Source organism: Streptomyces sp. NRRL F-525 (assembly GCF_000716605.1).
Classification (GTDB): domain Bacteria; phylum Actinomycetota; class Actinomycetes; order Streptomycetales; family Streptomycetaceae; genus Streptomyces.
In genome coordinates this window covers 102,848-120,078 of record NZ_JNXE01000038.1, presented here as the reverse complement: position 1 = coordinate 120,078, position 17,231 = coordinate 102,848, and the positions used below count along the sequence as shown (strand labels likewise).

The window sequence follows — 17,231 nt, the reverse complement described above, 5'->3', positions numbered from 1 at the left end:
CCGGGCGCACTACGCTGCGCTCATGAGCATGCTGACTCCCCCAGGCATGGGCGGCCAGTACCGGATCACGGGGGACAAATACCCGCGTATGCGCCGTCCGCGGCGCCGCGGGAGGCTCGTCCTCATGGTGGTCGCGTCCGTCGCCGTACTGGGTGTGGGCGGGTGGGGCACGTTGCAGCTCATCGACGTCTTCACCGGTGGCGGCAAGCAGGCCGCGGCGGCCGGTCCCAAGGCCGCCTGCGCGACCAAGGCGAGCCCCTCGGCGAGTACGGGCGCAACCACGGACTCCGCTGTTCCGAAGCCCGCCCAGATCACCGTGAACGTCTACAACGCCACCCCCCGCAGCGGCCTCGCCAAGTCGACCGCCGACGAACTCAAGAAGCGCGGCTTCAAGATCGGTGACGTGGGCAACGCGTCCGCGCAGTGGGACAAGAAGGTCAAGGGCACCGGCGTCCTGCTCGGCCCCGCCTCCGCCCTCGACACCTCGCTGCCCGTCCTCGCCACCCAGCTCACCGGCGCCGAGCGCCGTACCGAGGCCACCCGCAAGGGCACCGCGGTCGACCTCGTCATCGGCACCGCCTTCAAGAACCTCACGGCGAAGGCGGCCGCCGACAAGGCCCTGGCCGCGCTCGCCGGACCCGAGCCGACGGCCAGCGCTTCACCGAAGAGCTGCTCGTAGGCGTACGGGAACGGCCGTAGCAGAACAGCCGTAGGAGAACGACCGTAGGAAGGGCGTACGAAAATCCCGTACGGCAGGTAAGAGCCGTACGGGAATCGGGTGTTGACCGCGTCCTACTCCGCCGCGCCGTACAGGCGGTCGCCCGCGTCGCCCAGGCCCGGGACGATGTAGCCGTGCTCGTTCAGGCGCTCGTCGACCGAGGCCGTCACGACCGTCACCGGGGTGCCCGCGAGTTCGCGCTCCATGACCTCGACGCCCTCGGGGGCGGCGAGCAGGACCACGGCCGTCACGTCGTCGGCGCCGCGCTTGATCAGCTCGCGGATCGCCGCGACCAGGGTGCCGCCGGTGGCCAGCATCGGGTCCAGGACGTACACCTGGCGGCCGGAGAGGTCCTCCGGCATGCGCGTGGCGTACGTGGAGGCCTGGAGGGTCTCCTCGTTGCGCACCATGCCCATGAAGCCCACCTCGGCGGAGGGCAGCAGGCGGACCATGCCGTCCAGCATGCCGAGGCCCGCCCGCAGGATCGGCACGACCAGGGGGCGCGGGTAGGACAGCTTGACGCCGGTGGTCGGGGAGACCGGCGTGACGATGTCGACCTGTTCGGTGCGCACGTCGCGCGTGGCCTCGTAGGCGAGCAGGGTGACCAGCTCGTCGGCGAGGCGGCGGAAGGTCGCGGAGTCGGTGCGCCGGTCGCGCAGCGTGGTGAGCTTGTGGGCGACCAGGGGGTGGTCGACGACGTGGAGACGCATGTCCACAACAGTAGCCGCCGCCGCGTCCCTGCTCGCGCTGGCATCAAACCGCCCGTCCGGGGGAAAGTGGGAGGGACGGAACGGGGTGGTGAACCGATGCCTGACCGTGAGTCCCACGAGGAACCGTCACAGCGGAACAGCAGCGAGACCGAGGCCGAGCGCAGGCGGCGCCGGGCCCAGTTCCTGCGCGAGCTGACCGAGGCGCGCGAGCTGCGCGACCGGGTCCAGCCCCGCCGCGCCAAGACCGCGCGGCTGCGCCACGCCATGCGTATGCGCACGTTCCGCTGGTAGTCGAGACCTGTCTCACAGCACTTTGTAAGGCCAACCGGGTGCGTGTGTACGGCGATCGCCGCGTACGATCCCGCTGGTGGTCGATCAAAACGGGCGGACACAGGGAGCCGAAGACGTCCCCTGAACGCCTTGTTTCTGCCACGATTCCGAGTGGGTGGGGCTCGGAGCACGAGCTCTCCCCGCCCGCAGCCTCAGCCGGGGGGACCCCCAACCGGCACACCTATGACCAGTGGGAGAGTCACGGTGTACTTCGCCGCACTGCTCGCGCGCACCGAAGACGGGTGGGAAGCGAGCGACACAGAGCTCGACGATGTCGAGAGCCTGTCGGATCTGGCCGAACTGGCCCGTGAAGCCTCGCCCGAGGACGACACGGTGCTGGTGCTCATCGAGCAGGAGGACGCCTGGTTCGGCGTCGTCCGCATCGACGGCGAGGACGACCCTCGGATCTACGTCTCGGACGCAGCTGCCGCAGCCCGCAGCTCGTACGGCGAGATCCTGCTCACCGACGAGCTGCTCGGACGGGATCCGGACGACGACGACGTCGTCGATCTGGACTCCCTCGACCTCGACGGCACCGAGGACGGTGACACCGAGGAGGAGGACGACGACGAGGACGGCACCTCCTCGGCCGAGGCCGTTCCGCACAGCCCGGTCGGTGACAGCCAGATCCTGGACGACCTGGGAGTCGGCGAGAAGGAGCTGCGTCTTCTGGACGCGGACGACGCGCTGAGCTCCATCGCCGAGGCCCTGGGGGCCTCGGAGGTCCTGGAGACCGTCCGCTGACCACAGCACGCACAGAAGGGCCTCGGGACCCGGTACGCGACCGCTGGCGGGCCGCGATGCGGCTCGCCCTGGACGAGGCCGGAGCGGCCGCCCGGGGCGGAGACGTCCCGGTCGGCGCGGTCGTGCTGTCCCCGGACGGTACGACCGTGCTCGCCACCGGGCACAACGAACGCGAGGCCACCGGCGATCCGACGGCGCACGCCGAGGTCCTCGCGATCAGACGGGCCGCCGCTCACCTGGGTGAGTGGCGGCTCTCGGGCTGCACACTCGTCGTCACCCTCGAACCCTGCACGATGTGCGCGGGCGCGCTGGTGCAGTCCCGGGTGGACCGGGTCGTCTACGGCGCCCGCGACGAGAAGGCGGGCGCGGCCGGCTCCCTCTTCGACGTCGTCCGCGACCGGCGCCTCAACCACCGCCCCGAGGTCATCGAGGGCGTCCTCGCGGACGAGTGCGCGCGACTGCTCACGGAGTTCTTCCGGGACCGGTAGCGGGATCAATGCCGGTGCTCGATTACCGATTTCAAACCACGCCCCACCTTGTTGTAAGGTCTCTCTCGGTAGCGTGTCCGAGCGGCCGAAGGAGCTCGCCTCGAAAGCGAGTGTGGCGCAAGTCACCGAGGGTTCAAATCCCTCCGCTACCGCAGGTAGATGAGGCGCCCGGTCCGTTGGACCGGGCGCCTCATCGGCTTCCGTCTCAGTTTCCGTCTCAGTTGGCTTCAGCAGCAGTCGCTGATCGAAAGTGACTGGCTTCAGGTCAAACACGTCGCACACATGTCGGTCGCGGCGGGTATGCACTGCCTGACCAAACGAGTGGAACCAGAGAGGGGAACCGTGGCCCGGTCGTTCACAGTAGATCGCAGCATCCTCAAGTGGATTGCGGGAGTCCTAGCGGGGGGCGCCGCAGTCGTCGCTGCGCCGCAGCTACTCGGAGCACTGGCGCCTGAGGGGACGAACTGGGGAAGGCTGAGCGACATCAGCCAGACTTACGGCACCCCGCTGTCCATAGCTGCCCTCATAGGAGTGGCGCTGTCGCTGGCCCATCAATCCCGTCAAACAGCCATCACGTATGCGGAAGCACAACGTGCTTCTCACCGGCAGCTTGTGATCATGTCGGTCGAAGACCCTGACCTGATGGTTTCCTGGGAACCGCCCCGGATCCCTGTGACAGCACTGGAAGCCAAACAGATCACGTTCACGAACCTGATCGTGAACAACTGGTCTACGGACTACGTCCTGAAGCGATCCAACGACGCCGTGCTACGTGTGGTCTGTCAGGCACACTTCCGAGGCGAGATAGCCCGAAAGCATTGGGAGAACGCCGGCGTGAGCTGGCGTGAGTACGCCGAAGCTCTCGAGAAGCCGCGGCTTCGTCAATTCGTCTCCGTGATGGATAGGGCCTATGCGGAGGCCGTCGCCTCAGGTCCTCCACTCCCTTCCAGTACCTACTTCACCTCTTAGTAGCGTCGGTGCCTGCGGTCAGCGCACCCTTGCCCGAAGGCACCGACACAACCTCAGGATCAGGTACTGCCCCCGTCGACTGCGCCGTCGGGCTTCCAGATGAGCCCGTCGACCTGTCTGGCGACGTCACTCCGGACTGAGTCGACCATGTGCTGATACCGCGCAGCCATGGCCGTGGCGGCGGTATGGCGAGCGTCGTGGAGGCGACCGTCCCGCACCTTCGCGTGGTCAAGCAACTCCTTCCAGTCGTCGTAGTCCGTACGGGGCGACGTGCCCCGACCGGTCTGCGCCGCGAAGAGCCAGCCCTCATCCATCCAGGCGTCCCCCGCCGCCGCGCGTTAGACCCCCTGCTTGGTCCGGTGGGTCCGCAACAGGTCGACGAGTTGTGCGGGCAGTCCGACCGCCCGCAGTCCCGCGCGGGACTTGGTATCGGCGGTCTCCGGGTTGGTCCGCTGACGCTGAGGGCAGTAACCCGGCTTCCTCCCGCAGGGGTCACCGCAGCCGCGGGTGTAGCGCGGCCAACGAGGGCTCCGCCGGGCCATGAGCACCCCGCGTTCAAGGTCCACGTCCGACCACTTGAGTCCGAGCACCTCGCCCTGGCGAAGTCCGAGGGCGAGCACCACGGCTCGGCGTGCGGAGTTCCGACGGGGCCTGCGGTACCCGAAACTCAGACTGACCGTTCCTGAAGCCTGCCGACGGCACCCGTATCGGCCCGCCGCCAGATGACTGGTCCGGCCTGGCTCATTGCCCGGCTCGCCTCCAGTGTTCCCCGTCAGGGCACGAGGCCGGTGAGGCTCATGTCGAGGTCGAACGGGGTGGAGATCTTCAGGCGGTTTCGGTGGATGCCGGTGGGCACGTAGGTACTGGTCATGAGATCGAGTTCGTAGGTGTGGACGGCGGGCGCTCCGCCCTCGTCCTCGATGCGCCAGAAGTGGGCGATCTTGGCCTGGGCGTACTTGAAGGGCTTCAGGGATCGGTCCCGGTCGGCTGATTCCTCCGAGACGACTTCGATGACGAGAGTGACGTCGTCGGGTGCGTACCAGGTGCGGTCGGGTTCATACGCAGCGGTGGTGACCAGGATGTCGGGCTCGGGACGACTCTTCTTGTCGAGGCGGACGGTCATCTCCCGCTCGACCTCGAACCCCGCGGGAGCCGCCTGACGCAGCGCGAACGTCATGTTCTCCACGAGCCGGGAGTGCCAGGACCGCTGCGGCGACATCATGAAGATCAGGGCTCCGTCGATCAGTTCGGTGTGCCGCGGTGCCTGGGGGAGGTGATCGAGGTCATCGGCTTCCCAGCCGCTGGGCCTGGGCGGGATCATCCAGTCGGGGAGTTCGGCGGTCACAGCTTCCTCCAAGCGCTGCGTAAGAAGCGATCAGGGGCCTTGATCCCGGATCACGGACACGGGCCATGTACCTGACCTCAGCGTAGTTGACACCCCTCCTCGGCGAGCGGCATGTAGTGCCTCGTCACGGGCGGGAGCCCCCGGACACGCAGCGCGTCAGGGCGTCTCCGGCCTCGACCCCGGTGATCAAGGACAGTCCCTCGGCTGAAGCCGGCTCGGTCAGGATTGCGCGACGGGACCCAACAGCCCTTCACCTGCGGGCCGTTGGGTCCCTGGTTGATCTCTGGTTGATCCCTGATTGATCCAAAAAGGGGCCGTGAAGGTTACACTCACCGCCGGCAACAGGGGGCCCACGGGCACGGAGTCACAGGGGAGGCCGCGATGGCGGTTAACGCCAAGAAGATCGTCGTCTACTTGCTCGTGGTCTTCGCGCTGTACGTGATCATCACGGACCCGTCCAAGGCGGCCGACTACGTCCAGATAGGCTTCGAGGGCATATCGGACGCCGCGAAGGCCATCGGCGACTTCATGACCTGGCTGGCCGACGGGGCGAAGTAGCCGACTACCCATCAGGAGCGCGCAGATGATCCGCCACCTCGTCCTCTTCAAGCTCGACGAGGATGTCGAGCGCGACGACCCGCGCGTCGTGGCCGGCGTCGAGGCCTTCCGCCCGCTCGGCGACCTGGTCGAGGAACTGCGCTTCTGGGAGCTGGGCTGGAACATCAGCGACCGCCCCATCGCCTACGACTTCGCGATCAACTCGGCGGTCGACGACCCCGACGCCCTGAAGCGGTACATCGAACACCCCGCGCACCAGGCCGGTGTCGCGCTGTGGCGCGAGTTCGCGACGTGGATCGTCGCCGACTACGAGTTCTGAGCCCACCCCCAACAGCCTTTTGCAGAGCCCCTTGCCGTCACGGCAAGGGGCTTTTGTTGCTCAACACGGCATAACACGGTATTAGGCGGTGCTTGCACACAGTGCACATGTCTTGTGATGCTATGACCGCTTTTGACGGATGAGTTGACCTATTGAAGAGGTGTGGCGTTGACCGTGTCGGCCAGTACAGCGCCGCCCCAGGACGAGGCGCCCGCCCAGCCCCCGGTGGCGGCCGCTCCGCCGCGCAGCCGCGGCGCGGACACCCGGGCCCTCACGCAGGTGCTCTTCGGCCAGCTCAAGGGGCTCCAGCCGGGCACGCCGGAGCACAACCGCGTGCGCGGGGCGCTCATCGAGGCGAACCTCCCGCTCGTGCGCTACGCCGCCGCCCGCTTCCGCTCCCGCAACGAGCCGATGGAGGACGTCGTCCAGGTCGGCACCATCGGTCTGATCAACGCCATCGACCGCTTCGACCCGGACCGGGGCGTGCAGTTCCCGACGTTCGCGATGCCGACCGTCATCGGCGAGATCAAGCGGTACTTCCGCGACAACGTCCGTACGGTCCATGTCCCGCGCCGGCTCCACGAGTTGTGGGTCCAGGTGAACGCGGCGACCGAGGACCTGACGACCGCCTTCGGGCGCACCCCGACCACCGGCGAGATCGCCGAGCGGCTGCGCATCGGCGAGGACGAGGTGCTGTCCTGCATCGAGGCCGGACGGTCGTACCACGCGACCTCCCTGGAGGCCGCCCAGGAGGGCGACGGACTGCCCGGCCTGCTCGACCGGCTCGGCTACGAGGACCCGGCCCTGGACGGCGTGGAACACCGCGACCTCGTCCGCCACCTCCTCGTCCAACTCCCCGAGCGGGAACAGCGGATCCTGCTGCTGCGCTACTACAGCAACCTCACCCAGTCGCAGATCAGCGCCGAGCTCGGCGTCTCCCAGATGCACGTCTCCCGGCTCCTCGCGCGCAGCTTCCAGCGGCTGCGCTCCGCGAACCGCATCGAGGCATAGCGGCCGCACAGAAAGCCACATCGGGGATCACTCGAAAGCCCGAGCGAACTGTCACCGGTACGAACGAATCGCTCATGGGGCCCTTTCCCGACAGTTCTGTGCTGAAAAGCCGTCAGACCCCCTGTTTCCAGGGCTGATTCGTGACAGACATGTCGACATGTCACTACAGCGTGTTGCCGACATGTGACATTCTGCGGGAAGCGCGTTTGCCGTGGCCCCGGCTCCGGTATTCAGGTGAAGGCACCGCTCCCCAGACGGGGGCGATCGCCGCGACCGTCCCGCGACCCAAAGGGGGTGGCATGTCCGCAGACCAGGGCAGCTCGAAGGTGCTCACGCTCACCAAGAGCGACGCTGAGCCCGCACTCGACGCCGTTACGGTCCTCGAGGCCGTACCCGCCGTACCGGCCCCGGCCCTCCCGACCACGGGAGCCATCGACACCCGCACCCTGTCCCGCTCCCTCTTCCTGCGGCTCGCCGCACTCGACGAGAACAGCCCCGAGCGCGGTTACGTCAGGGACACCCTCATCGAGCTCAACCTCCCGCTGGTGCGTTACGCCGCCGCGCGTTTCCGCTCCCGCAACGAGCCGATGGAGGACATCGTCCAGGTCGGCACGATCGGCCTGATCAAGGCGATCGACCGCTTCGACTGCGAACGCGGGGTGGAGTTCCCGACGTTCGCGATGCCGACGGTCGTGGGCGAGATCAAGCGCTTCTTCCGCGACACCTCGTGGTCGGTGCGTGTCCCGCGTCGCCTTCAGGAGCTGCGGCTGGCCCTCACGAAGGCCAGCGACGAGCTCTCCCAGAAGCTGGACCGGTCGCCCACCGTCCCGGAACTCGCCGTGGTCCTGGGCGTGTCCGAGGAGGACGTCGTCGACGGCCTCGCGGTGGGCAACGCGTACACGGCCTCCTCGCTCGACTCCCCGGCCCCCGAGGACGACGGCGGCGAGGGCTCGCTGGCGGACCGCCTCGGCTACGAGGACACGGCCCTGGAAGGCGTGGAGTACCGCGAGTCGCTCAAGCCGCTGCTCGCCAAACTCCCGCCCCGCGAGCGCCGGATCATCATGCTGCGCTTCTTCGCCAACATGACCCAGTCGCAGATCGGCGAGGAGGTCGGCATCTCCCAGATGCACGTCTCCCGGCTCCTCACGCGCACCCTCTCGACCCTCCGCGAGGGCCTGATCTCGGACTGACCCCCAAGAGGGTCCCGAGGGTTCCTATTTGACGGAGTGTCAGCCACCATGGCGCGATGCCCCGTTCGACATGGACAGCCGGCCGCCGAGGCGCCCTGTTGGGCGCGTCGGCGGCCGTCCTCTGCGCGACACTGACCGCGTGCGGAGACACCGGCGACGGCTACGTGGCGATCGGCCCACCCCGCCCACCCTCCGCCACGGCGGCCCGCCCGACCGGAAGCGTCACACTGGTGCCGCTGGACACCCCGACGCCACCCGAGGGCAGCAAGTCACCGCCCGGCGAGGCGACTTCAGCACCCGCCCCGGCTCCCTCTCCACCCACGGGCGCCAAGTCCGGCCGTAGCAGCGCGCCTTCGCCGTCCCCGACCCCGACTGCCGTTCCTACGACGGCTCCCGCCACCCCCGCGGCCCTCACCTGGGGCGACCCCGCACGCAAGGCCACCGACCACCGCTGGTGCGAGGACGTCACCCTGAGCTTCCGCAACTCCGGGGGTACGGCGGTGCGTTCGGGCACCGTGGCGTTCGGGACGCACATCATCGGGGCCCTGGGGATCGACTGGGCGACGATCGGGTCGACCGAGCGGCTTCCCGTGCCGATCCCGGCCCACGCGCGCGAGGACCACACCTGGACCGTGTGCGTCGACGCCTGGCGCGTGCCGTTGGGGATGCACATCGAGACGCGGGACGTGTCGGTGGAGTGGCACTAGGCCGTGTCCACGAAGTCCCGTCGCGCCCGAAGGGCGGGCCCCGCGGCGTCCGGTGCGTGCTCTCGGCGTGCCGGGCGTCGCGGGGCAGGCGGGACTTTGCGGACACGGCCTAGGTGGCACGGGCGCCCCAAAGGGGCGCGGGGAACTGCGCGACCAGCCACGACGGCGCCGCAGCGGACTGACGTCAGATCGCGGCTCCTACAGCGGAGCATCTCGTGCGCGACGAACACCGTACTGGTCGCGCGAGCCGAGGGCACGGTGACGCCGGGGCGCCCATCGAGACGCGGGATGTCCCGGTCACCTGGCGGCAGCGCGGTCGATAGGCTCCGCGGCATGGACGTTCAGGTGGAGATCGCGCGCGAGGCGACCGGTGAACTCGTGGACGCGTTCGGGCGGTTGCTGCCTCAGTTGTCCGCCACGGCCGAGACCCTCGACCGGGCCGCCGTCGAGCGGATGGTCTCGTGCGCGACGAACACCGTGCTGGTCGCGCGCGTCGAGGGCGCGATCGTCGGCACTCTCACGCTGGTGATGTCTCCCGTGCCGTCGGGGCTGCGCGGGCGCGTCGAGGACGTCGTCGTCGACAGCGCCGCCCGGGGGCGGGGGATCGCCGCGCTGCTCATCGAGCAGGCGCTGGGGATCGCCCGGGAGGCCGGGGCGCGGACCGTCGATCTGACCTCGCGGCCGGACCGCGCCGCGGCGAACCGGCTGTACGAACGACTCGGCTTCCGGGTCCGGGAGTCGACGGTCTACCGGTTCCCCATGGAACCGGACCGGTAGACCCCCACGTCGAGCGAAGCGGTTACATGAAGGCCAGGTAGGCCACCGCCGCCACGACCAGCACGGCGACGACGACGCCGACGATCAGGCCGACGCGGGGTCCGGCCGAGGCGGTGGGCGCGGCCTGGGGCCGGCCGCCCTGTGGGGTCTCGTCGACGAAGGCACGGAACATCTGGGTGCTGCCGGCGGGGTCGTAGTTGCCCTCGGGGCCCTGGGTGTTTGCCATGGGCCGAGACACTAGCGAATCCCCGGGTGACACCCAAGTGCGGGGCCTCGGACGTCCATTCCCACCTGCGGATTTACCTACCACAATGCTTGCCTTTGCCAACTTTTTATGCCACACTCGCCCGTTTTATTTGCCTGTAGCAACCAACCTCTCTTAGTCTCTTATGGTTGCCCCAAGCAACGAACATGGAACGAGCAGGGGAGGTGTGATGGCCGAGCGGACGCAGTACGAGGAGCTGATGCGTCAGTTCAGTGCCTTCGGTGCCGTACGCAGGGAGTTGGGGCGGATCATGCCGTCCGACTGTCCCGGCGGCTCCGCGGCCGTGCTGACCCTGCTCGACCGGTACGGCGACATGCGGATGAGCAAGCTCGCGGAGCTGCTCTCCGTCGACATGTCCGTGACCAGCCGCCATGTCGCGCACGTCGTCGACCGGGGCTGGATCGAACGGTCCCCCGACCCCGCCGACAAGCGCTCCCGCATCCTGCGCCTCACCCCCCGCGGCCGGGCCCAGGTGGACGAACTCTCCCGGCGGACCGCGCAGTTGCTCGCCGACCGGCTGAGCGACTGGAACGACGAGGAGGTCGGGCAGCTGATCCAGCTGATGGCCCGGCTGCGGGCGAGCTTCGGCGACTGCCGTACCGCCGCGCCTCCTCCGGTAGCCGCCGACACCCCCCACTCCCCCCACCACGAACTCGAACACACCACCCGTACACCCGCATAAGCACGGAAGAAAAGGAAGCCCATGGCAACGACCACACCAGCCGGTGTGCGGGCTCACGCCAAGCACGGAGGGGCCTCCCCCGCGGCCCCCGACGGCGCTCCGATGACACACCGGCAGATCATGGAGGCGCTCTCCGGGCTGCTGCTCGGCCTGTTCGCCGCGATCATCTCGTCGACGATCGTCACCAACGCCCTGCCGACCATCATCGGCAGTCTGGGCGGCGGCCAGGAGGCCTACACCTGGGTCGTCACCGCTGCCCTGCTCTCCATGACGGCCTCGGTGCCGCTGTGGGGCAAGATGGCCGACCTGGTCAGCAAGAAGGCCCTGGTCCAGATATCCCTGGTCATCTACATCATCGGCTCGGTCGTCGCCGGCCTCGCGCAGAACCCGGCGATGCTGATCGGCGCCCGTGTCATCCAGGGCCTCGGCGCCGGCGGTCTCTCCGCCCTCGTCCAGGTCGTGATGGCCGCGATGATCGCCCCGCGCGAGCGCGGCCGGTACTCCGGCTACACCGGTGCCACCTTCGCGGTCGCGACCGTCGGCGGTCCGCTGCTCGGCGGCGTGATCACCGACACCTCGTGGCTCGGCTGGCGCTACTGCCTCTTCGTCGGGATCCCCTTCGCGCTGATCGCGCTGATCGTCCTGCAGAAGACGCTGAACCTCCCGGTCGCCAAGCGGAAGGTCAAGGTCGACTGGACCGGCGCCTTCTTCATCACCGCGGCCGCCTCGCTGCTGCTGGTCTGGGTGACCTTCGCCGACGACAAGTACGACTGGCTGTCGTGGCAGACGTACACGATGGTGGGCGGCACCCTGGTGCTGGCGCTGCTGTTCGTGTTCACCGAGACGCGGGCGAGCGAGCCGATCATCCCGCTGCGCCTGTTCCGCAACCGCACCGTCTCGCTCGCCTCGCTGGCCTCGCTGTTCGTCGGTGTCGGCATGTACTCGGGCACGGTCTTCTTCTCCCAGTACTTCCAGCTGGCCCGCGACAAGTCGCCGACGATGTCCGGGGTCATGACGATCCCGATGATCGGCGGGCTGTTCGTCGCGTCGATGGTGTCCGGCCGCTTCATCACCAAGACCGGCCGCTGGAAGGGCTGGCTGGTCGCCGGCGGTCTCTTCCTCACCGCGGGCCTCGGCCTGCTCGGCCTGATGCGCTACGACACCCCGTACTGGGAACTGTCCATCTACATGGCCATGTTGGGCATCGGCGTCGGCACGATGATGCAGAACCTGGTCCTCTCCACGCAGAACCAGGTCACCCCGAAGGACCTCGGCGCCGCCTCCTCCACGGTGAGCTTCTTCCGCTCGCTCGGTGGCGCGGTCGGCGTCGGCGTGCTCGGTTCGGTCATGTCCGGCCGGATCACGCACTACGCCAAGGACACCGTCGCCTCCCTGGACCCGCAGTCGCAGGCCGCCGCCGCCAAGGCCGTCGGCAGCAGCGCGCTCCCCGACATGGACGCCCTGCCGAGCACGGTCCGCACCTGGCTGGAGAGCGCCTACGGCCACGGAATCGCCGACGTCTTCCTCTACGCGGCCCCCTTCGCGCTGATCGCCTTCATCGTCGTGATGTTCATCAAGGAGGTCCCGCTGCGGACCTCCGGCGGGCTGGCACAGGCCGCCGAGGAGGCCGTGGGCGTGCTGGACGCGGCCGAGTTCCCCGAACCCGCCGAGCAGAAGACGCCCAGCTGGGCCACTGAAGGAACCGAGCAACTCGCCGCCGTGTCAACGGTGGTGGGGGAGGAGACCGCACCCGTGACCGCATCCGACCCCATGTCAGATCCCGTGTCCGCTGGGATTCCGGTCCGCGGCTTCGTCCGGGGCGCCGAGAGCGCGCCCGTCCCGCAGTCCGCCGTCACCCTGATCTCCCTCGCGGGACGCCAGTTGGGCCGCTCGGTCACGCAGGCGGACGGCTCCTACGCGCTGGCCGCGCCGAGCGTCGGCTCGTACGTCCTGATCGCCTCCGCCGACGGCTTCCAGCCGCAGGCGTCCACGGTCGTCGTCAACGGCGCCGAACCGGTGTCGTACGACGTGCTGTTGAGCGGTACCAGCGGCCTGAACGGGCTCGTGCGGGCGGCCGAGACGGGGCTGCCCGTCAAGGACGCGATGGTCATCGTGACGGACGTGCGCGGCGACCTCCTCTCCAGCGGAATCACCGGTGAGCAGGGCGAGTTCGCGTTCGCCGAGCTGGTGCCGGGGGCCGTGACCGTCGCGGTGAACGCCGCCGGGTACCGGCCGCGCGCGCTGCCCGTCGAGGTCGGCGGCACCGGGGTCACCCGGGTCGAGATCGACCTCGACTCCGGCGCCCAGGTCCAGGGCGTCGTCCGCGCCCCGCACGGCCCGCTGGCCGACGCCCGCGTGACCCTCGTGGACGCGGCGGGCAACGTGGTCGGCACCGCCACGACCGGTTCGGACGGGGCGTACGCCTTCACCGACCTGAGCGGCGGCGAGTACACGGTGATCGCGACGGGCTACCCGCCGGTCGCGACCGCCCTCACGGTGAACGGCCGCGGAGCCGACGGCCACGACATCGAACTCGCCCACCCCGGCGAGTAGTTGACACCCCGGCCCGCGCAACGCGTCCCGAGCGGAGGCGCGTTGCGCGGGCCGGACCCCTTTGTAGGGCTGTACGGCAAGGAGTTAGAGGGACATGGGACTGACCGCGAAGATCCGTACCCGCGACGGATGGGCCGTGTCGCACGCGGTCGTCACGGTGACCGACATGACCGGGGCGCAGGTGCTGCGGGCCGAGGCGGACGCGGAGGGGGTCGTACGGGATCCGAATCCGATGGCGCCGGGGCCGTACACCGTGATCGTGACGGCCGTCGGGTACGCGCCCGCCGCCGCCACCGCGATCGTCACCGCGAGCGGGCGGGCCGAGGTCGGCACGGTGACGCTGGCGCGGCAGGGCGGTACGGAGCTGCCGCCGCCCGGGCCGTGGACGGTCGACCCCGCGCACTCCACGGTCGGCGCGGTCGCGCAGCACCTGGGCATCTCCAGCGTGCGGGGCCGTTTCACCGACTTCGCCGCCACGGTCGAGATCGCGCCGGACGACATCGCCAAGTCCCGGGTGGAGGCGGTCATTTCGGCCGCGTCCATCGACACCGGCAACGGCATGCGCGACGAGCACCTGCGCTCGGCGGACTTCCTGGACGTGGCCCGCTTCCCGGAGATCACCTACTCCTCGACGGGTCTGACCCCGGCCGGTTCGGACCGCTGGACGGTCTCCGGCGAGCTGACCCTCCACGGTGTCGTACGACCGGTCGACCTCGACCTCGCCTACCTCGGCACCGGAGCCGACCCCTGGGGCGGCACACGGGCGGCGTTCCGGGCGACCACGGAACTCCACCGCGAGGACTTCGCGATGAACTACAACCAGGTCGTCCAGGCGGGGATCGCGGCGATCGGTACGACGCTCAGGGTGGAGCTGGACGTCCAGGCGGTGCAGGGGGAGTCGCTGCCGCAGGCGTGACGGGGTGAGCTGCGCCTAGGCTGGCCGTATGGCTTCGAACATCGCGAGCAACACCTCCGTGTCCCTGGACGAGCTGCTGGACTTCGTACGGCCCCGGCACCGGGCGATCCTGCTGACCCGGCGGGCGGACGGCAGCCCGCAGGGTTCGCCGCTGACCTGCGGGGTCGACGACTCGGGGCGGATCGTCGTCTCGACCTACCCCGAGCGCGCCAAGACCCGCAACGCGAAGCGGGATCCGCGGGTCAGCCTGATCATCCTGAGCGACGAGTGGAACGGGCCGTGGGTCCAGATCGACGGCACGGCCGAGGTCATCGACTCGCCGGAGTCCGTGGAACCCCTCGTCGAGTACTTCCGGAACATCTCCGGGGAGCATCCGGACTGGGACGAGTACCGGGCGGCGATGGTGAAGCAGGGGAAGTCGATCGTGCGGGTCACTCCGGAGCGGTGGGGTCCGGTGGCGACGGGGGGCTTCCCGGCGCGGCTGGCCGAGAGCTGAGCGTGCGGGTCGTCGGGGGCTGAGGTGGTGCGCCGTCCCGCTTCACCATCGCCTCGATGCCCGCCACCAGCAGGTCCAGGGCGAAGGTGAAGTCCCGGTCCATCATCTCCTCGACCGTGTCGCCGCCCCGGGCCGCCATGAGTTGCCTGGACTCCTCCAGGACCTCGGCGGCCGTCGGGGCCTCGGTCACCGTGGTCATGGCCTGGCGGAAGTAGTCGTCGGGGGTCATGCCGGTGTCGGCGACCTGGGCGAAGAAGTGGCCCTCGATCGTGCCGTAGCCGTACACGAACTGGAAGACCGACACGATCGCCCCCGTCAGCCCGTGGTCCGGCAGCCCGGTGCGCCGGACCACGCGCTGGACGACGCGGGAGAACGCGAGGTAGTTCGGGCCGATGTTGAGGAAGGTGCCGACGAGCGGCGACAGCCAGGGGTGTCGGACCAGCAGGACCCTGTACTCCGTTGCCAGGGCGCGGAGTTGGTCCCGCCAGTCCTCGCCCTCGGCCCCCGCGTCGGGCAGCCGCAACTCGCCGAAGACGGCATCCAGGGCGAGTTCGAGGAGGTCGTCCTTGGAGTCCACGTACCAGTAGACGGACATCGCGGTCACGTTCAGCTCGGCCGCGAGCCGCCGCATGGAAAACTTGGCCAGGCCTTCGGCGTCCAGCAGCCGCACGGTTACCTCGGTGATGCGGGTGCGATCGAGGCCCGGTTGTCCCCCGCCGCCGCGCCCGCTCCGGCGCGTCTTCGTCTCGAGCCAGACACTGGTGCGCGCGGAACGCCCCGACGACGGCGATGTCTTGGCCATGACGCACCTTCCTCAAGATCCAGATCCCGGATCACTGTAATCAGGGGCGCGGGGAACTGCGCGACCAGCCACAACGCGCCCGCAGCCGCCAACGCGCCCCGCCACCCGAGCTACTGGGCGACCACCACCCCCGAGTCTGCCCGCTCCGCCCGCCACAACAACGCCGCGGCAAGCAACCCCCCGGCCAAAACAGCGACCGCCCCCACCAATTGACTGACCTCCAGCCCGGCAGAGAAGGAATCCGTCACCTTCTGCCGCTCCTCCGCCGAGGACGCCGCCGCCAACCCGACCGGCAGGGACACCGCCGCGAACCGAGAACTCAGCACCGCCCCCAACACCGCGACCCCCAACCCGTTCCCGAACTCCCCCAACGTGCCGTTGACCCCCGCCCCGACCCCCGCCTTCTCCGGCGGAATCGCACTCATGATCGCGTGAGCCATCGCCGGATTGGCGATCGCCGCCCCCGCCCCGATCAACACCAGCCCCACCAAGGTCCCCGCATACCCGCCGGACGCGAGCGACGCGATCGACACCAGCCCCGCCGACATCAACACCATGCCCAGCCCGATGGAAACCGGCATCCCCAGCCGCTTCGTCCACCTCGCCGCCAGCCCCGAGAAGTTGAGCGCGACGATCACCAGCGCGAGCGGCGCCGTACGGACACCCGCCTCCAACGGGCCGTAGCCGAGGACGAATTGGAGGTGCTGGGTGAGGAGGAAGAGGGAGCCGGCCATGCCGAAGGTGATCAGGACGACGCCCGTCACCGCGCCCGTGAAGCGGCGGTCGCGGAAGAAGTCCAGGTCGAGCATCGGGTACGGGACGCGGTTCTCCCAGTACGCGAAGGCGGCGAGGACGGCAACAGCCACCGCCGCGATCAACAGCACCCGGCCCGACGTCCACCCGTGCGCGGGCCCGGAGATGATCGCGTAGACCAGCGCGGCCATGCCGATGGTGGAGAGCAGGGCGCCGAGGAGGTCGGGGCGGTCGCCGCGTGGGTTCTTCGACTCGGGGACGAGGACGACCGCCGCTGCCAACGCCAGTGCCGCGACCGGGATGTTGATCAGGAAGATCGCGCCCCACCAGAAGTGGTTCAGCATGAAGCCGCCGAGGAGCGGGCCCGTCGCGAAACCGAGCGCGTTGACCGCGGCCCAGATGCCGATGGCCCGCGGCTGTTCCTCGGGGCTGAAGATCTGCATCACCACGGCGAGGGTGGTCGTGATGAGCAGCGCCCCGCCCACGCCCATGCCGGCCCTCGCGGCGATCAACTGGCCTGTGGACTGGGCGAGTCCGGCGACCAGCGAACCCACGCCGAACAGCACCAGTCCCGCGATCAGCATCTTCTTGCGGCCGTAACGGTCGGCCGCGCTGCCCGCCGTCAGGAGCAACCCCGACTGCACCAGCGAGTACGCGTTGATCATCCACTGGATGTCGGCGGTACCGGCGCCCAGTTCGCGGGTGAGCGAGGGGATCGCGACGTTCAGGACGGTGTTGTCGAGCAGCACGGTGAGCTGGGCGAGGCAGATGACGCCGAGGACGATCCAGCGCTTCGGGTAGGAGGTCGACATGCTGTACACCGTAGAACAGTTCCCATACGGCGTACAACGGAGATATGAGCAGGGGCGGCGACCGTGTGGTCACCGCCCCTGCTCAG

General features: G+C 69.3%; 20 protein-coding genes, 1 tRNA gene and 1 pseudogene. 16 read left to right on the top strand and 6 right to left on the bottom strand.

The window, feature by feature from the left end; all coding sequences use genetic code 11:
• Window positions 1-46: 46 nt before the first annotated feature.
• Window positions 47-679, top strand: coding sequence for a LytR C-terminal domain-containing protein (locus tag OO69_RS38480; protein ID WP_033285567.1), 633 nt, complete (start codon window positions 47-49; stop codon window positions 677-679).
• 113 nt (window positions 680-792) lie between these two features.
• Here OO69_RS38480 and upp read toward each other — a convergent pair whose 3' ends face one another.
• Entirely contained in the window at window positions 793-1,428 is a 636-nt protein-coding gene (gene upp / locus OO69_RS38475) for a uracil phosphoribosyltransferase (RefSeq protein ID WP_033285566.1), read from the bottom strand.
• A 96-nt stretch (window positions 1,429-1,524) separates the two neighbouring features.
• Between upp and OO69_RS38470 the strand changes: the two genes are divergently transcribed.
• From OO69_RS38470 to OO69_RS52180, 5 genes are all read left to right on the top strand, one after another.
• On the top strand, window positions 1,525-1,719 hold the full coding sequence (locus OO69_RS38470) for a hypothetical protein (RefSeq protein WP_033285565.1): 195 nt from the start codon (window positions 1,525-1,527) through the stop codon (window positions 1,717-1,719).
• Between the two features lie 243 nt (window positions 1,720-1,962).
• Window positions 1,963-2,502 (top strand): hypothetical protein, encoded by a 540-nt coding sequence (locus OO69_RS38465; RefSeq protein WP_033285564.1) that lies wholly within the window; start codon window positions 1,963-1,965, stop codon window positions 2,500-2,502.
• A 56-nt stretch (window positions 2,503-2,558) separates the two neighbouring features.
• Complete coding sequence (gene tadA, locus OO69_RS38460) at window positions 2,559-2,990, top strand: tRNA adenosine(34) deaminase TadA (protein ID WP_033285563.1); 432 nt, start codon at window positions 2,559-2,561, stop codon at window positions 2,988-2,990.
• Between the two features lie 67 nt (window positions 2,991-3,057).
• Window positions 3,058-3,142: transfer RNA gene (locus OO69_RS38455), tRNA-Ser, on the top strand.
• Between the two features lie 7 nt (window positions 3,143-3,149).
• Window positions 3,150-3,959, top strand: coding sequence for a DUF6082 family protein (locus tag OO69_RS52180; protein ID WP_158713474.1), 810 nt, complete (start codon window positions 3,150-3,152; stop codon window positions 3,957-3,959).
• 59 nt (window positions 3,960-4,018) lie between these two features.
• Here OO69_RS52180 and OO69_RS49060 read toward each other — a convergent pair.
• Both OO69_RS49060 and OO69_RS38445 read right to left on the bottom strand, forming a co-directional pair.
• A pseudogene (locus OO69_RS49060) lies at window positions 4,019-4,606 on the bottom strand (site-specific integrase); the annotation flags it as partial.
• Window positions 4,607-4,731: 125 nt separating this feature from the next.
• Window positions 4,732-5,304, bottom strand: coding sequence for a Uma2 family endonuclease (locus tag OO69_RS38445; protein WP_033285562.1), 573 nt, complete (start codon window positions 5,302-5,304; stop codon window positions 4,732-4,734).
• Window positions 5,305-5,685: 381 nt separating this feature from the next.
• Here OO69_RS38445 and OO69_RS52650 point away from each other — a divergent pair, with 381 nt between their 5' ends.
• From OO69_RS52650 to OO69_RS38415, 6 genes are all read left to right on the top strand, one after another.
• Window positions 5,686-5,862: a hypothetical protein gene (locus OO69_RS52650; RefSeq protein ID WP_033285561.1), complete on the top strand. Its 177-nt coding sequence runs from the start codon at window positions 5,686-5,688 to the stop codon at window positions 5,860-5,862.
• 25 nt (window positions 5,863-5,887) lie between these two features.
• Window positions 5,888-6,181 (top strand): Dabb family protein, encoded by a 294-nt coding sequence (locus OO69_RS38435; protein WP_033285560.1) that lies wholly within the window; start codon window positions 5,888-5,890, stop codon window positions 6,179-6,181.
• A gap of 162 nt (window positions 6,182-6,343) precedes the next feature.
• The gene (locus tag OO69_RS38430; protein ID WP_033285559.1) at window positions 6,344-7,192 is read left to right on the top strand and encodes an RNA polymerase sigma factor SigF; all 849 of its coding nucleotides are present in this window, start codon (window positions 6,344-6,346) and stop codon (window positions 7,190-7,192) included.
• A 299-nt stretch (window positions 7,193-7,491) separates the two neighbouring features.
• Window positions 7,492-8,382 (top strand): RNA polymerase sigma factor SigF, encoded by an 891-nt coding sequence (locus OO69_RS38425; protein ID WP_033285558.1) that lies wholly within the window; start codon window positions 7,492-7,494, stop codon window positions 8,380-8,382.
• 56 nt (window positions 8,383-8,438) lie between these two features.
• The gene (locus OO69_RS38420) at window positions 8,439-9,089 is read left to right on the top strand and encodes a hypothetical protein (RefSeq protein WP_033285557.1); all 651 of its coding nucleotides are present in this window, start codon (window positions 8,439-8,441) and stop codon (window positions 9,087-9,089) included.
• 333 nt (window positions 9,090-9,422) lie between these two features.
• Window positions 9,423-9,866 carry a GNAT family N-acetyltransferase gene (locus OO69_RS38415; protein WP_033285556.1) on the top strand — a complete coding sequence of 148 codons (444 nt, stop codon included), beginning with the start codon at window positions 9,423-9,425 and terminating at the stop codon, window positions 9,864-9,866.
• Window positions 9,867-9,888: 22 nt separating this feature from the next.
• On the opposite strand, the gene OO69_RS38410 is transcribed toward OO69_RS38415, so the two are convergent.
• Complete coding sequence (locus OO69_RS38410; protein WP_033285555.1) at window positions 9,889-10,092, bottom strand: hypothetical protein; 204 nt, start codon at window positions 10,090-10,092, stop codon at window positions 9,889-9,891.
• 208 nt (window positions 10,093-10,300) lie between these two features.
• Between OO69_RS38410 and OO69_RS38405 the strand changes: the two genes are divergently transcribed.
• The 4 genes from OO69_RS38405 to OO69_RS38390 all read left to right on the top strand — a co-directional run bounded on the left by OO69_RS38405 (window position 10,301) and on the right by OO69_RS38390 (window position 14,778).
• The gene (locus OO69_RS38405; protein WP_033285554.1) at window positions 10,301-10,813 is read left to right on the top strand and encodes a MarR family winged helix-turn-helix transcriptional regulator; all 513 of its coding nucleotides are present in this window, start codon (window positions 10,301-10,303) and stop codon (window positions 10,811-10,813) included.
• A gap of 21 nt (window positions 10,814-10,834) precedes the next feature.
• Complete coding sequence (locus OO69_RS38400; protein WP_078652761.1) at window positions 10,835-13,366, top strand: MFS transporter; 2,532 nt, start codon at window positions 10,835-10,837, stop codon at window positions 13,364-13,366.
• A gap of 94 nt (window positions 13,367-13,460) precedes the next feature.
• Entirely contained in the window at window positions 13,461-14,282 is an 822-nt protein-coding gene (locus tag OO69_RS38395) for a YceI family protein (protein ID WP_033285552.1), read from the top strand.
• Between the two features lie 28 nt (window positions 14,283-14,310).
• Window positions 14,311-14,778, top strand: a complete 468-nt coding sequence (locus OO69_RS38390) for a PPOX class F420-dependent oxidoreductase (RefSeq protein ID WP_033285551.1) — start codon at window positions 14,311-14,313, stop codon at window positions 14,776-14,778.
• On the opposite strand, the gene OO69_RS38385 is transcribed toward OO69_RS38390, so the two are convergent.
• A complete protein-coding gene (locus OO69_RS38385) occupies window positions 14,714-15,580 on the bottom strand; it encodes a TetR/AcrR family transcriptional regulator (RefSeq protein ID WP_078652760.1) in 867 nt (288 codons plus the stop codon). The genes OO69_RS38390 and OO69_RS38385 overlap by 65 nt on opposite strands.
• A gap of 110 nt (window positions 15,581-15,690) precedes the next feature.
• Window positions 15,691-17,145 carry an MFS transporter gene (locus tag OO69_RS38380; protein WP_033285550.1) on the bottom strand — a complete coding sequence of 485 codons (1,455 nt, stop codon included), beginning with the start codon at window positions 17,143-17,145 and terminating at the stop codon, window positions 15,691-15,693.
• Window positions 17,146-17,231: the final 86 nt, after the last annotated feature.